Source organism: Streptomyces sp. NPDC059875 (assembly GCF_042731085.1).
Taxonomy (GTDB): Bacteria; Actinomycetota; Actinomycetes; order Streptomycetales; family Streptomycetaceae; genus Streptomyces.
This window is the reverse complement of the sequence record NZ_JBHWJZ010000008.1, coordinates 29,187-41,697: the sequence shown is the minus strand read 5'-3', so window position 1 is coordinate 41,697 and position 12,511 is coordinate 29,187. Positions and strand designations below refer to the sequence as shown.

Annotated in this window: 12 protein-coding genes; 9 read left to right on the top strand and 3 right to left on the bottom strand. The window is 71.2% G+C overall.

Annotation, left to right across the window (positions count from 1 at the left end; translation table 11 throughout):
* Positions 1–31: 31 nt before the first annotated feature.
* The gene (locus tag ACFV9D_RS12205; protein WP_385144430.1) at positions 32–835 is read right to left on the bottom strand and encodes an alpha/beta hydrolase; all 804 of its coding nucleotides are present in this window, start codon (positions 833–835) and stop codon (positions 32–34) included.
* A gap of 237 nt (positions 836–1,072) precedes the next feature.
* On the opposite strand from ACFV9D_RS12205, the gene ACFV9D_RS12200 reads away from it, so the two are divergent.
* The 5 genes from ACFV9D_RS12200 to ACFV9D_RS12180 all read left to right on the top strand — a co-directional run bounded on the left by ACFV9D_RS12200 (position 1,073) and on the right by ACFV9D_RS12180 (position 6,264).
* On the top strand, positions 1,073–1,870 hold the full coding sequence (locus ACFV9D_RS12200) for a response regulator transcription factor (RefSeq protein WP_385144428.1): 798 nt from the start codon (positions 1,073–1,075) through the stop codon (positions 1,868–1,870).
* Between the two features lie 24 nt (positions 1,871–1,894).
* On the top strand, positions 1,895–2,920 hold the full coding sequence (locus ACFV9D_RS12195) for a LacI family DNA-binding transcriptional regulator (RefSeq protein WP_385144426.1): 1,026 nt from the start codon (positions 1,895–1,897) through the stop codon (positions 2,918–2,920).
* Between the two features lie 112 nt (positions 2,921–3,032).
* A complete protein-coding gene (locus ACFV9D_RS12190) occupies positions 3,033–4,097 on the top strand; it encodes a S1C family serine protease (RefSeq protein ID WP_385144424.1) in 1,065 nt (354 codons plus the stop codon).
* A 20-nt stretch (positions 4,098–4,117) separates the two neighbouring features.
* The gene (locus ACFV9D_RS12185) at positions 4,118–4,843 is read left to right on the top strand and encodes a response regulator transcription factor (protein WP_385144422.1); all 726 of its coding nucleotides are present in this window, start codon (positions 4,118–4,120) and stop codon (positions 4,841–4,843) included.
* Positions 4,840–6,264, top strand: a complete 1,425-nt coding sequence (locus ACFV9D_RS12180; protein WP_385144420.1) for a sensor histidine kinase — start codon at positions 4,840–4,842, stop codon at positions 6,262–6,264. The genes ACFV9D_RS12185 and ACFV9D_RS12180 overlap by 4 nt, the downstream gene beginning before the upstream one ends.
* Here the strand turns inward: ACFV9D_RS12180 and ACFV9D_RS12175 are convergent.
* Both ACFV9D_RS12175 and ACFV9D_RS12170 read right to left on the bottom strand, forming a co-directional pair.
* Positions 6,229–7,080 carry a phosphatidylinositol-specific phospholipase C gene (locus ACFV9D_RS12175; RefSeq protein WP_385144418.1) on the bottom strand — a complete coding sequence of 284 codons (852 nt, stop codon included), beginning with the start codon at positions 7,078–7,080 and terminating at the stop codon, positions 6,229–6,231. The two genes, ACFV9D_RS12180 and ACFV9D_RS12175, sit on opposite strands and share 36 nt — an antisense overlap.
* A gap of 106 nt (positions 7,081–7,186) precedes the next feature.
* The gene (locus ACFV9D_RS12170) at positions 7,187–8,989 is read right to left on the bottom strand and encodes a bifunctional metallophosphatase/5'-nucleotidase (RefSeq protein WP_385144416.1); all 1,803 of its coding nucleotides are present in this window, start codon (positions 8,987–8,989) and stop codon (positions 7,187–7,189) included.
* A gap of 161 nt (positions 8,990–9,150) precedes the next feature.
* On the opposite strand from ACFV9D_RS12170, the gene mshD reads away from it, so the two are divergent.
* The 4 genes from mshD to ACFV9D_RS12150 all read left to right on the top strand — a co-directional run bounded on the left by mshD (position 9,151) and on the right by ACFV9D_RS12150 (position 12,363).
* Complete coding sequence (gene mshD / locus ACFV9D_RS12165; protein WP_385144414.1) at positions 9,151–10,077, top strand: mycothiol synthase; 927 nt, start codon at positions 9,151–9,153, stop codon at positions 10,075–10,077.
* A 110-nt stretch (positions 10,078–10,187) separates the two neighbouring features.
* Positions 10,188–10,571 carry a GntR family transcriptional regulator gene (locus ACFV9D_RS12160; protein ID WP_385144911.1) on the top strand — a complete coding sequence of 128 codons (384 nt, stop codon included), beginning with the start codon at positions 10,188–10,190 and terminating at the stop codon, positions 10,569–10,571.
* Positions 10,568–11,416, top strand: a complete 849-nt coding sequence (locus tag ACFV9D_RS12155) for an ABC transporter ATP-binding protein (RefSeq protein WP_385144412.1) — start codon at positions 10,568–10,570, stop codon at positions 11,414–11,416. Before ACFV9D_RS12160 ends, ACFV9D_RS12155 begins: the two co-directional genes overlap by 4 nt.
* A complete protein-coding gene (locus ACFV9D_RS12150; protein ID WP_385144410.1) occupies positions 11,413–12,363 on the top strand; it encodes an ABC transporter permease in 951 nt (316 codons plus the stop codon). Before ACFV9D_RS12155 ends, ACFV9D_RS12150 begins: the two co-directional genes overlap by 4 nt.
* Positions 12,364–12,511 lie beyond the last annotated feature (148 nt).

Genomic DNA, 12,511 nt, shown 5'->3' with positions numbered 1-12,511 from the left:
CGTTCGTGTGCGCGCCGCTGTCCATGATGGGCTATCGGCGCGTGAGCCAGTCCCCCAGACGGCGCAGCAGCTCCTCGTCGGCCGCGTTCTCGGCGTGGCCCATGCCGCGCTCCAGCCACAGCTCGCAGCCGGCGGCCGCCGCCAGCATCCGGGGGTGGTCGAGCGGGAAGTACGGGTCGCGGTCGCCGTGCACGATCAGCAGCGGGGTGGGCGCGATCAGCGGGGCCGCCTCCACGGGCGACAGCGGTACGGGATCCCAGTCGCGGTTGTCGATCCGCGTCCGGAGCCCGTAGCGGCCGACCAGGCGGCCCATCGGCCGGGTGATGACCCAGTGGACGCGTCGCATCGGGGGCGTACCCCGGTAGTACCAGCGGGCGGGGGCGCTGACCGCGGCGACCGCGTCGGTGTGCCCGCCCGTGTCCCGTTCCAGAGCCGCGTGGCGCAGGACGATCGAGCCGCCCATGGAGAAGCCGACGGTCGCCACGCGCGCGTGGCCCAGCTCGCGGGCCCAGCGCACCGCGGCCGCGAGGTCGAGGACCTCCCGGTCGCCGACGGTGGAGCGGCCACCCGATCGGCCGTGGCCGCGGAAGGAGAAGGTGACGACGGCCGCCTGCCGCGCGAGGGCGGCCGCGGCCCGGCGGACGGCGGGCCGGTCGGCCGACCCGGTGAACCCGTGTGCCAGGACGACAGCCGTATCGGTGACTCCGCGCGTACACGGTTCGTAAACAGCCTCGATACGAACACCGTCTTCGGTGAGCAAAGTGGCACGCTGGGAGCCGGATGTGGTCGAGGAAACATCCACGATGTGAAATCGGCCCTCTGCCTCGGAACTCATGTGGGCTATTCTGCTTGCCAGAGGATCCGGGCAACGCAGCCCCCGGGTCCTTTTGTGTTTCCGGACCGTTGTTACGGACGGATGAACGAAAGCTCTCAGGGCGCGAGAGCCAGCAGTGATGCGTACGAAGCAGTGCCGTAGTCCTCGCAGGGACCGAGGAGGAACCGACGTCATGGACGAGCGAACCGAGCACGACCGACAGACGACCGAGTCGACCACCGGGGCAGGTGGGGGCCGATGAGCTCACTGCTGCTCCTGACCAACGCACTCCAGCCGTCGACCGAGGTGCTTCCCGCACTCGGCCTGCTGCTGCACAACGTGCGGGTGGCCCCCGCCGAGGGTCCCGCGCTTGTGGACACCCCCGGCGCGGACGTCATCCTGATCGACGGCCGGCGCGACCTCCCGCAGGTGCGCAGCCTCTGTCAGCTGCTCCGCTCCACCGGGCCCGGCTGTCCGCTGATCCTCGTCGTCACGGAGGGCGGTCTCGCGGCCGTCACCGCCGACTGGGGCATCGACGACGTCCTCCTCGACACCGCGGGTCCGGCCGAGGTCGAGGCCCGGCTGCGGCTCGCGATGGGCCGCCAGCAGATCGTCTCCGACGACTCCCCGATGGAGATCCGCAACGGCGATCTGTCGGTGGACGAGGCGACGTACAGCGCCAAGCTCAAGGGCCGGGTCCTGGACCTCACCTTCAAGGAGTTCGAGCTCCTGAAGTACCTCGCGCAGCACCCGGGCCGGGTCTTCACCCGCGCCCAGCTCCTCCAGGAGGTCTGGGGGTACGACTACTTCGGCGGCACCCGAACGGTGGACGTCCACGTCCGGCGTCTGCGGGCGAAGCTCGGCCCCGAGCACGAGTCGCTGATCGGCACCGTCCGCAACGTCGGCTACCGCTTCGTCACCCCGGAGAAGGTGGAGCGCGCGGCGGAGGAGGCGCGGGCCAAGGAAGAGGCCCGGGTCAAGGGCGCCGCCCGGGATGTCACTCCGTCGGAGGACCTGGACGTGGTGGATGCCACAGTGCGACCTGCCGGTAGGTAGGTCACCCCGCGTAGACTGCCGCGCGTGGCCAAGGTGACGCGGGATGACGTAGCTCGACTGGCGGGTACTTCGACCGCGGTCGTGAGTTACGTCATCAACAACGGACCCCGGCCGGTTGCCCCGGCCACGCGCGAGCGTGTCCTCGCCGCCATCAAGGAGCTGGGCTACCGGCCCGACCGGGTGGCCCAGGCGATGGCGTCCCGCCGCACGGATCTCATAGGCATGATCGTCCCGGACGCGCGCCAGCCGTTCTTCGGGGAGATGGCGCACGCCGTCGAACAGGCCGCCGCCGAGCGCGGGAAGATGGTCCTGGTCGGCAATTCGGACTATCGGGACGAGCGCGAGGTCCACTATCTCCGCGCCTTCCTCGGGATGCGCGTCTCCGGCCTGATCCTGGTCAGCCAGGGCATGAGCGAGCGGGCCGCGAGCGAGATCGAGGCCTGGGACGCCCGGGTCGTGCTGCTGCACGAGCGGCCCGAGGCGCTGGACGACGTCGCCGTCGTCACGGACGACATCGGCGGCGCCCAGCTCGCCACGCGGCACCTCTTGGAGCACGGGCACCCGTACGTGGCGTGCCTCGGCGGTGTGCCGAACACCCCGGCGGTCGGCGACCCGGTCGCCGACCACGTCGAGGGCTGGCGGCGCGCGATGCTCGAGTCCGGGCGGTCGGTCGAGGGCCGGCTGTTCGAGGCCCCGTACAACCGCTACGACGCGTACCAGGTCGCCCTGAAGATCCTCTCCGGCCCGGACCGGCCGCCGGCCATCTTCTGCTCCACCGACGACCAGGCCTTCGGCGTGCTGCGCGCGGCCCGCGAGCTGCGCATCGACGTGCCGACCGAGCTGGCGGTGGCGGGCTTCGACGACGTGAAGGAGGCGGCCCTCACGGACCCGCCGCTGACGACGATCTCCTCGGACCGGCCCGCGATGGCCCGGGCGGCGGTGGATCTCGTCCTCGACGACTCCCTGCGGGTGGCCGGCTCGAAGCGCGAGCGGGTGAAGCAGTTCCCCTCGGCGCTGGTCGTCCGCCGTTCCTGCGGCTGCCACGGCTAGACCTCGCGACGACCTTGATCCCGACGGTCTTTATTTAGGGCATACAGGGTTCTGTCGGGCTTCTCAGGCCGTCCTCAGAGAGCTCTCATGAACGGCTCCGAGAGTCGTAGCCATGACGGACTACCAGCAGCAGCCGCAGCAGCCGTACTACCCGCCGCAGCCTCCGCACCCGCCGTACGACCCGACGCAGCCGGTCACCACGGAGCCGGGTACGACGATCTGGCCGTCCGGTGGACACGTGCCGCCCCCGGTCGCGCCCGCCGCCCCCGGCCCCGCCCACGCGGCCCCCGAGCCGCGCAGGCGCGCCAAGCGGGGCGTGGGTCTCCTGGCGGCGGTGGCGATCGCCGCGGCGGCCGTCGGCGGCGGCACCGCGACGCTGGTCCAGCAGCTCACCGCGGACACCACGACGAGCGCGACCGGCGTGAGCGGGACGAACGTGTCCACGAGCAGCAAGGGCACGGTCGCCGGGGTCGCCGAGGCCGTCTCCCCGTCGATCGTGGAGATCTCCGCGACCTCGACCTCCGGCAAGTCCACCGGCTCCGGCGTGATCATCACCGGCGACGGCGAGATCGTCACCAACAACCATGTGATCTCCGGCGCCTCCTCGATCAGCGTGCAGCTGTCCAACGGGAAGTCCTACGAGGCGAAGGTCGTCGGCACGGACCCCGACAAGGACCTGGCCCTGATCAAGCTGGAGGGCGCGTCGGGCCTGAAGGCGGCGACGCTCGGGAACTCCGACAACGTGAAGGTCGGCGACGAGGTCGTGGCGATCGGCTCCCCCGAGGGCCTGACCGGCACGGTCACCAGTGGCATCGTCTCCGCCCTCGACCGCGATGTGACCGTGGCCAAGGACGACGGCCAGGACCAGCAGCAGCAACCGCAGTACGACCCGCGGCAGGGCTGGCCCTTCGAGTTCGGCGGGCAGCAGTTCAACGGCGACACCGGCTCGTCGAAGACGACGTACAAGGCGATCCAGACGGACGCCTCGCTCAATCCGGGGAATTCCGGCGGCGCGCTGATCAATATGAACGGCGAGATCATCGGGATCAATTCGGCCATGTATTCGCCGAGCGCTTCGAGCGGTTCCTCGGCCGGCAGCGTCGGCCTCGGATTCGCCATCCCGGTCAACACCCTCAAGGCCGACCTGGACAACCTCCGGTCCGGCGACGGCAACTGAACACGTGCGAGGCTGGCCCCATGACTGGCCCGGTGAATGAAGGCGACCGCATCCTCATCGTCGACGACGAGCCCGCCGTGCGGGAGGCGCTGCGGCGCAGTCTCGCCTTCGAGGGGTACGGGACCCAGGAGGCCGTCGACGGCGTCGACGCCCTCGCCCGGATGGAGTCGTACGCCCCCGACCTCGTGGTCCTCGACATCCAGATGCCGCGCATGGACGGCCTGACGGCGGCTCGCCGCATCCGGGCCTCCGGTTCGACCGTGCCGATCCTGATGCTCACCGCGCGGGACACGGTCGGCGACCGGGTGACGGGGCTCGACGCGGGCGCCGACGACTACCTGGTGAAGCCCTTCGAGCTGGACGAGCTGTTCGCGCGGATCCGGGCCCTGCTGCGGCGCAGCTCGTACGCGTCGGCCGGCGAGCCGCAGCCCGAGGGCGATGTACTGAGCTTCGGCGATCTGCGGATGGACCTGGCGACCCGCGAGGTGACGCGGAGCGGGCGGCCGGTGGAGCTGACCCGGACGGAGTTCACGCTCCTGGAGATGTTCCTGGCGCATCCGCGCCAGGTGCTGACGCGGGAGCAGATCCTGAAGGCGGTGTGGGGCTTCGACTTCGAGCCGAGCTCGAACTCGCTGGACGTGTACGTGATGTATCTGCGGCGGAAGACGGAGGCGGGCGGCGAGCCCCGCCTGGTGCACACGGTGCGGGGCGTGGGGTACGTCCTGCGCGGCGGAGGCCCGGAGTGAGCGGTCCTGTGGTGTGGTTCCGGTCGCGGCCGCTGCGGTCGCGGCTGGCACTCCTGACGGCGACGGCGGTCGCGGTGGCGGTGGCGGCGGTGTCGCTGGCGTGCTGGTTCGTGACGCGGGCGCAGCTGGAGGCGGAGCTGGACTCCTCGCTGCGCAGCAGCCGGCTGGACGCGGGTTCGGTGCAGGCGCTGCTCGCCACGTGCCGGGAGCAGAGCGAGACGCCGGTCGCGACGGCCGGTTCGTACACGGTCCAGATCATCCTGACCAACGGGACGGTCTGCACGTCCGGGGCGTCTCCGGTGCGGGCGGAGGCGAGCGACCTGGCGGTGGCGCGCGGGCAGTTGCCGTACGCGCTGCACACGACGAAGGCGGACAACGGCGCCGAGATGCGGGTCTACACGTATCCCGAGCAGCAGGGCCCGCTCGGGATCGGGGTCTCCGTCGCGCGACCCCTGTCGGAGATCGACAACTCGATGTCCACCCTGCGCTGGGTGCTGCTGCTGGTCTCGGGGATCGGTGTCGTCGGCGCCGGGGCGGCCGGGCTGTGGGTGGCGCGGACCGGGCTCGAGCCGGTGAACCGGCTGACGGGCGCGGTCGAGCACGTGGCCGCGACCGAGGATCTGACGGTGCGCATCCCGGTCGAGGGCGAGGACGAGATCGCCCGGCTCTCGCGCTCCTTCAACGCGATGACGGCCGCGCTGGCCGTCTCCCGGGACCGTCAGGCGCAGCTGATCGCGGACGCGGGCCACGAGCTGCGGACCCCGCTGACCTCGCTGCGGACGAACGTCGAGCTGCTCGCGCGCAGCGAGGAGACCGGCCGGGCCCTGCCGCCCGAGGACCGGCGGGCGCTGATTGCCTCGGTGAAGGCGCAGATGACGGAGCTGGCCGCGCTGATCGGCGACCTTCAGGAGCTGGCCCGCCCGGACGCGGTGCAGCCGGGCCCGCTGGAGGTCGTACCGCTCCACACGATCCTGCGCTCGGCCCTCGACCGGGCGCGGCTGCGCGGCCCCGAGCTGACCTTCCGTACCGATCTGGCGCCCTGGTACGTGCGGGCGGAGCCGGCGGGTCTCGAGCGTGCGCTGGTGAACGTCCTGGACAACGCGGTGAAGTTCTCGCCGCCCCGGGGCACGGTCGAGGTGACCCTGATGCGCGGCGAGCTGACGGTCCGCGATCACGGTCCCGGCATCGCGCCCGAGGAACTCCCCCATGTCTTCGACCGCTTCTGGCGCTCCCCCTCGGCCCGTAGCCTGCCCGGCTCGGGTCTGGGCCTCTCGATCGTGGCCCGTACGGTGCAGCAGGCGGGCGGCACGGTGGTGCTGACGGCGGCGGAGGGCGGCGGCACGGCGGCGGTCGTGCGTCTGCCGGGCGCGCCGACGCCTCCGCCGTCAGTTGTGGCGGATGAGGGACTCGACCAGTCCTGAGCGGGTGTTCGGGTAGTCCATGGGGACGATGCCGAGGCCCTTCCAGCCGCTCGCCGTGGAGTCGAGGAAGCCGTGGACGCGCGGGTTGAGGTTGTCGGAGTTCCAGCGCGGCGGCAGTGAGGCGGACGTGCTGACGAAGTTGATGTACAGCTTGCCGGGCTGCTCGACGGCCTTGCGGAAGTGGGCCTCGATCTTGGGGTACTTGGCGTTGGGCAGGGCGTTCCAGTCGTCCTGGATCGCGATGGCCCCGCCGTCCCACCACTTGAGGCCGGGCAGTCCGCCGTTGTCGGCGATGAGGACGACCTTGCCGCGGGCCTGGCCCAGGGTGGGGAGCGTGTCGCCGATGCGGAAGAGGGAGCGCCAGCCCCGGTTGTCGAGGTAGTCGGTGAAGATCGCGCCGAAGGTCGCGTCGGAGTCCGACGAGTACTCCTGCTTGACCCGCATGAGGACGGTCTCGGAGGGGTGGGCGGCGAGGAAGTCGCGGCAGGCGATGAGGACGTCGCCGAACATCATGTTCTGGTACGAGGCGCCGTGGTGGATGGCGAAGGAGCCGCCGGTGACCCGGCAGCGGATGTCGAGGAACCGGATTCCGGAGGCGAGCTGCTGCGCGATGGTGGTGTTCTGGCACTCGGACCAGGGGCCGCCGAAGCGGGCGCCGGAGTCGTGGGTGCCGGGGATGGTGAGCTTCTGGAGCGGGGTGGGGTCGCCGTGGCCGGCCATCCAGTCCTGGGTCGCGAGCGCCCGTGCGGAGGGGGCCCCGACCAGGAGGACGGCACCGGCTGCCGCGGCTCCCGCGAGAAAGCTTCTTCGGTCCATGCGCGGAGTATGGCGCGTACACGTCAAGCTGCGCCAGAGTGCCGCGCCTGCGAAAAAAGGGGCGGCGGACCGTCGAAACGATCCGCCGCCCCCGCTCCGTGAGGAACTACTTCACGACCGTGATCCGGCCCGTGGCCGGCGGGGCCAGCGGGGCGCTCGCGGTGGAGTGGGCCCCCAGGTAGGCGGTGAACAGGTCCAGGTCGGACGCGCCGACCAGCTTGTTCTTGTGCTCCTTCAGGACGGCGAAGCCGTCACCGCCACCGGCCAGGAACTCGTTCATCGCGACCCGGTAGGTCTTCGACGGGTCGATCGCCTCGCCGTTCAGCTTCACCGAGGAGGTGACGATCCGGTCGGCGCCGGTCTTCGTCATGTCCAGGGTGTACGTGAAGCCCTTCGACACCTGGAGGATCTTCGGGGCCGCCTGGTTGGCGCCGCTGACCTGCTGCTGGAGCGCGGTGATGAGCTGCGCGCCGGTCAGGTCGACCGCCGTCATCATGTTGGTGAACGGCTGGACCGTGTACGCCTCGCCGTAGGTCACGACCCCGTCGCCCTCGGCGCCGGACGCCTTGTGGACCAGCGGCGCGCGGACACCGCCCGGGTTCATCAGCGCGAGCTGCGCGCCGCCCTTGTCGGCCGGGGCCATGCCCTCGAGCTGCGCGTCGGCGATCAGGTTGCCCAGAGGCTTCTCGGGCGCGTCGAAGGGGTTGTCGACGTCGCCGGAGATGTAACCGACCGGACGGCTCGCGATCGGGGCGGCCAGCGTCTTCCAGCGGTCGATCAGCCGGGTCATGTCCTCGGCCTTCGCCACGTCACGGGTGACGACGTGGTTCGCGGAGGCGACGGCGGTCCGGACGATGTCCTTGGAGCGACGGTCGTAGGTGAGCGTCGTGTCCGTGTACAGCTTGCCGAAGGAGGCCGCCGAGGTGACCGTGCGCGGCTTGCCCGCCGGGTCCGCGATGGTGCACGCGTACGCCTGGTGCGTGTGACCGGTGACCAGGGCGTCGACCTGCGGGCTGACGTTCTTGGCGATGTCCACGATCGGACCGGAGATGCCGTCGCCGGGGCCGGGGCTGTCGCAGTCGTAGTTGTACGAGCCCGAGGCCGGCGCACCGCCCTCGTGGAGCAGCGCGACGATCGACTTGACGCCCTTGCGCTCGAGGATCTTGGTGTACTTGTTGATCGTCTCGACCTCGTCGCCGAACTTCAGGCCCTTGATGCCCTCGGCCGAGACGATGTTCGCCGTGCCCTCCAGGGTCACGCCGATGAAGCCGATCTTGACCCCGTTGCGCTCCCAGACGAAGTACGGGTCGAGCAGCGGCTTGCCGGTCTTCTCGTTCGTCACGTTGGCCGCGAGGTACGGGAAGTTCGCGCCCTCGAACTCCTCGCCCTCCTCGAAGCAGCCGGCGGTCGGGTGACAGCCGCCGTCCTGCATGCGGGCGAGCTCGCGCGCGCCCTCGTCGAACTCGTGGTTGCCCACGGAGCTCACGTCGAGCTTCAGGCGGTTGAGCGCCTCGATGGTCGGCTCGTCGTGGAAGAGCCCGGAGACCAGCGGGGAAGCGCCGATCATGTCGCCCGCCGCGGCGGTGACGGAGTACCGGTTGCCCTCGCGGGCCTGCCGCAGATGCGTGGCGAGGTACTCGACGCCACCGGCGTCGATGGTCCTGGTGGTGCCGTCCTCGTTGGTGTGCGTGACCCGCCCGGACGAGCCGGTCGGCGGCTCCAGGTTGCCGTGCAGGTCGTTGAAGGAGAGCAGCTGGACGTCGACGTAGCGCCCGTGGCCGCCGCCGCTGTCCTTGGTGCCCGAGGCGCCCGCGGGCAGCGCGGCGACGAGCGCGCCGACCGTGGCGAGCCCCGCACCCACGGCGAGTATCCGCCGCGCCGTCCTCTTCTTCTTCGGTGTCGCTCCCATTGCTCCCCTTGTCCCCGCGCCCCTCGTGGGGCGCCAACTCGACTGCTGACCAGCCAGCGCAGCCTAGAGTCAACGCGCGTAGCGCAACAGGGGGTACCGGGTTACAACTAGGTTGATTCCGTAGCCTCGGAGGCATGACTCCTGGCCGTAGGCTCGGAGGCATGACTCCTGACGCGGCACCGGCCCTCGAACCCGGCCGGCAGATCCTCACCCTCGACGAGCTCTCCCCCGAGCAGGTCCAGGACGTCCTCGACCTGCTGGAAGCAGCCGACCGCGCCGACGGCATGCACGCCGTGTCCGAGCAGGGGCGGCTGTATCTGCGGCACGGCAGGCGCGAGGGCGTACGGCACTTCCTGCTCACCGTCGGATCACACCTCTACGGCTACGCCCAGCTGGAGGACACCGACCCGGTGGAGGCCCCGGCGGCCGAGCTGGTCGTGCACCCCTCGCACCGCGGCCGCGGCCACGGGCGGGCGCTCGGGACGGCGTTGCTCGCGGCTTCGGGGAAGCGGCTGCGGGTGTGGGCGCACGGCGGGAAGTCCGCGGCCCGGCACCTGGCCCAGGTGCTCGGCCTGACCCTGTTCCGCGAACTGCGCCAGCTGCGCCGCCCGTTGGTGCCGCTCGACATCCCCGAGCCGGTACTGCCCGAGGGCGTCACCGTCCGTACGTTCGTACCCGGCCAGGACGACACGGCCTGGCTCGCCGTCAACGCGGCCGCCTTCGCCCACCACCCCGAGCAGGGTTCGCTCACCCAGCGGGACCTGGACGACCGCATGTCCGAGCCGTGGTTCGACCCGAAGGGCTTCTTCCTCGCGGAGAAGGACGGCCGGCTGATCGGCTTCCACTGGACGAAGGTGCACGCCGAGGAGCAGCTCGGCGAGGTGTACGTGGTCGGGATCCTGCCGGAGGCCCAGGGCAGCGGCCTCGGCAAGGCGCTCACTGCGATCGGGCTGCGGCACCTGGCGGCGCAGACACTGCCGACGGCGATGCTCTACGTGGACGCGGACAACACGGCGGCGGTCACGGTGTACGAGCGGCTGGGCTTCGTCACGCACGAGGTGGACCTGATGTACCGCACGGAGTCCTGAACGGACCTGACGGAGTCCTGAACACGCGGTGAGAAGGGGGCGGTTGACACCGCCCCTTCTTTCCACCACCCTTTCACTACTTGATTAGTGAAAGGGTGGTGAAGGGGAACGTGCTCGAGTACCGGATCGACCGGCGCAGTGGAGTCGCCACCTACCTCCAGATCGTCCAGCAGACCAAACAGGCCCTGCGCATGGGCGTCCTGGAACCCGGCGACCGCCTGCCCACCGCGCGCGAGGTCGTCGAGGCGACGGCCATCAACCCGAACACGGTCCTCAAGGCCTACCGCGAGCTGGAGCGCGAAGGACTCGTCGAGGCCCGCCGCGGCCTCGGCACCTTCGTCCGCGCGACGCTCGGGACCGGCCCCGCCGACTCGCCCCTGCGCGGCGAACTCGCCGACTGGGCGCGCCGGGCGCGGGAGGACGGCCTGGAGCGCGAGGACGTGGCCGCGCTCTTCACTTCCGTACTGAAGGAATTCTTCGAGGGGGACGCATGACCAGTGGTACGGCCCTGAGCACCGAGGGCCTCGGCAAGCGGTACGGCGGACGGGGGGCCGGCTGGGCCCTGAAGGACTGCTCCTTCAGCCTCCCCACCGGCCGCGTCTGCGCCGTCGTCGGCCCCAACGGAGCCGGCAAGTCCACGCTCCTCGCCCTCGCCGCCGGACTGATCAGGCCCACCGAGGGCACGATCCACGCCCCCGCCCGCGAGAACCTCGCATACGTCGCCCAGGACAAGCCGCTCTACCCGCAGCTCACCGTCGCCGAGACGCTCAGGATGGGCCGCGAGCTCAACCCCGGCCGCTGGGACGGGGCCATCGCCGAGCGGATCACCGCCGAGCTCGACCCCGCCGCCCGCGTCCGCACGCTCTCCGGCGGCCAGCGCACCCGCGTCGCGCTCGCCCTGGCCCTCGGCAAGCGGCCGGAACTGATGCTCCTCGACGAGCCGATGGCCGACCTGGACCCGCTCGCCCGCCACCAGCTCATGGGGGTCCTGATGGCCGACGCCGCCGAACGCGGCACGACGGTCGTCATGTCCTCGCACATCCTCGGCGAGCTGGAGGGCGCCTGCGACCACCTGCTCCTCGTCGAGGGCGGCTGCGTCCGCCTCGACGGCGCCATCGACGACCTCCTCGCCGCGCACACCCTGCTCCGGGGCCCGGTCGCCGACCTCGCCCCGCACCGCGTGATCGAATCCCGCACGACGGGACGCCAACTCACCGCGCTCATCCGGCGGGAGGGTCCGGTCGAAGGGCCTTGGGAAGCGACGGCCCCGTCCCTCGAAGACCTCCTCCTCGCCCACCTCCGCGTCTCCCGCACCACCCCCGAAGGAGCCTCCGCATGAGCGCCGTCACATTGAAGGGCACCCACTGGGTGACGGTCCGCCAGCACCGGCGGGCCCTGTGGGTGGCGGCGGCCGCGACGGCCCTGTCCCTCGCCGTCCTCGCAGGGCTGCGGCTGTGGGACGCCTCCACCGCGGACACGTACGTGGAGGACGGCTACAGCATCCCCTCCGACGACAACCGCGGGTTCGGCATCCTGCGCCTGGCCATGGAGTACGCCGGCATCGGCATGGTCCTCCTGCCCCTCGTCGTCGGGGCCTTCGTCGCGGGCCCGCTGATCGCCCGCGAGCTGGAGAGCGGCACGTACCGGCTCGCGCTCACCCAGTCCGTCACCCCCACGCAGTGGCTCCGCGCGAAGATCCTCACCGCGGCCGCCGCCGCGCTCGTGGTCACCCTCGCCCTCATGGTGATCTACCGGATCGGCTGGGGCCGGGTCTCGGGCACCTGGCAGCTGAACTGGTCGGACCGCGGCCCGTACGAGGCGACCGGAATTGTCCTCGTCGCGTACGTGCTCCTCGCCGTCGCCGTGGGCGCGCTCCTCGGGCAGCTGATCCGGCGCACACTCGTCGCCATGACGGCGACCGGCCTGTTCACCGGCCTGGTCCTCGCCGTGCTCGGCGCGCTGCGCTGGGACTTCCTGCCGGTACGGACCGTCACCGGACCGATCAGCTCGCAGTCGGGGCCCCTCCTCATCCCCGCCGACGGACTGATGATGGACATGGGCCTGCTCACCGCGGACGGGCGCCGCATCGCCGAATGGTCCTGCTACGACGGGTCGCAGAACGCCGACACCTGCTACGCCGGCAAGGGCGTCACCGGCCAGTACGTCGACTACCACCCCTCCACCCACTTCTGGCCCACCCAGCTCATCGAGACCGGCATCGTCCTCGCCCTCGCCGCCCTCGCCCTGCTCGCCGCCTTCCGTGTCCTGCGCACCCGGCACCCGTAGCCGCCGCCCGGCACACGTAACGTAGGAATCAAGCCACCGAGAATCGGTCGGCGGGGCCCTTGAGGGGCCCCGCCCCCGATTCCCGCACGTCATGTCGTCGTTACCGGCCATTCAGACGCGCTTGCGACGCTCACGCAATGAAGCCCGC

What these genes read in the sequence shown, in the direction of transcription:
- ACFV9D_RS12205 (WP_385144430.1), bottom strand. Translation starts at nt 835, where the DNA reads ATGAGTTCCGAGGCAGAGGGCCGATTTCACATCGTGGATGTTTCCTCG.
- ACFV9D_RS12200 (WP_385144428.1), top strand. Translation starts at nt 1,073, where the DNA reads ATGAGCTCACTGCTGCTCCTGACCAACGCACTCCAGCCGTCGACCGAG.
- ACFV9D_RS12170 (WP_385144416.1), bottom strand. Translation starts at nt 8,989, where the DNA reads ATGGGAGCGACACCGAAGAAGAAGAGGACGGCGCGGCGGATACTCGCC.
- ACFV9D_RS12150 (WP_385144410.1), top strand. Translation starts at nt 11,413, where the DNA reads ATGAGCGCCGTCACATTGAAGGGCACCCACTGGGTGACGGTCCGCCAG.
- ACFV9D_RS12175 (WP_385144418.1), bottom strand. Translation starts at nt 7,080, where the DNA reads ATGGACCGAAGAAGCTTTCTCGCGGGAGCCGCGGCAGCCGGTGCCGTC.
- mshD (WP_385144414.1), top strand. Translation starts at nt 9,151, where the DNA reads ATGACTCCTGACGCGGCACCGGCCCTCGAACCCGGCCGGCAGATCCTC.
- ACFV9D_RS12190 (WP_385144424.1), top strand. Translation starts at nt 3,033, where the DNA reads ATGACGGACTACCAGCAGCAGCCGCAGCAGCCGTACTACCCGCCGCAG.
- ACFV9D_RS12185 (WP_385144422.1), top strand. Translation starts at nt 4,118, where the DNA reads ATGACTGGCCCGGTGAATGAAGGCGACCGCATCCTCATCGTCGACGAC.
- ACFV9D_RS12155 (WP_385144412.1), top strand. Translation starts at nt 10,568, where the DNA reads ATGACCAGTGGTACGGCCCTGAGCACCGAGGGCCTCGGCAAGCGGTAC.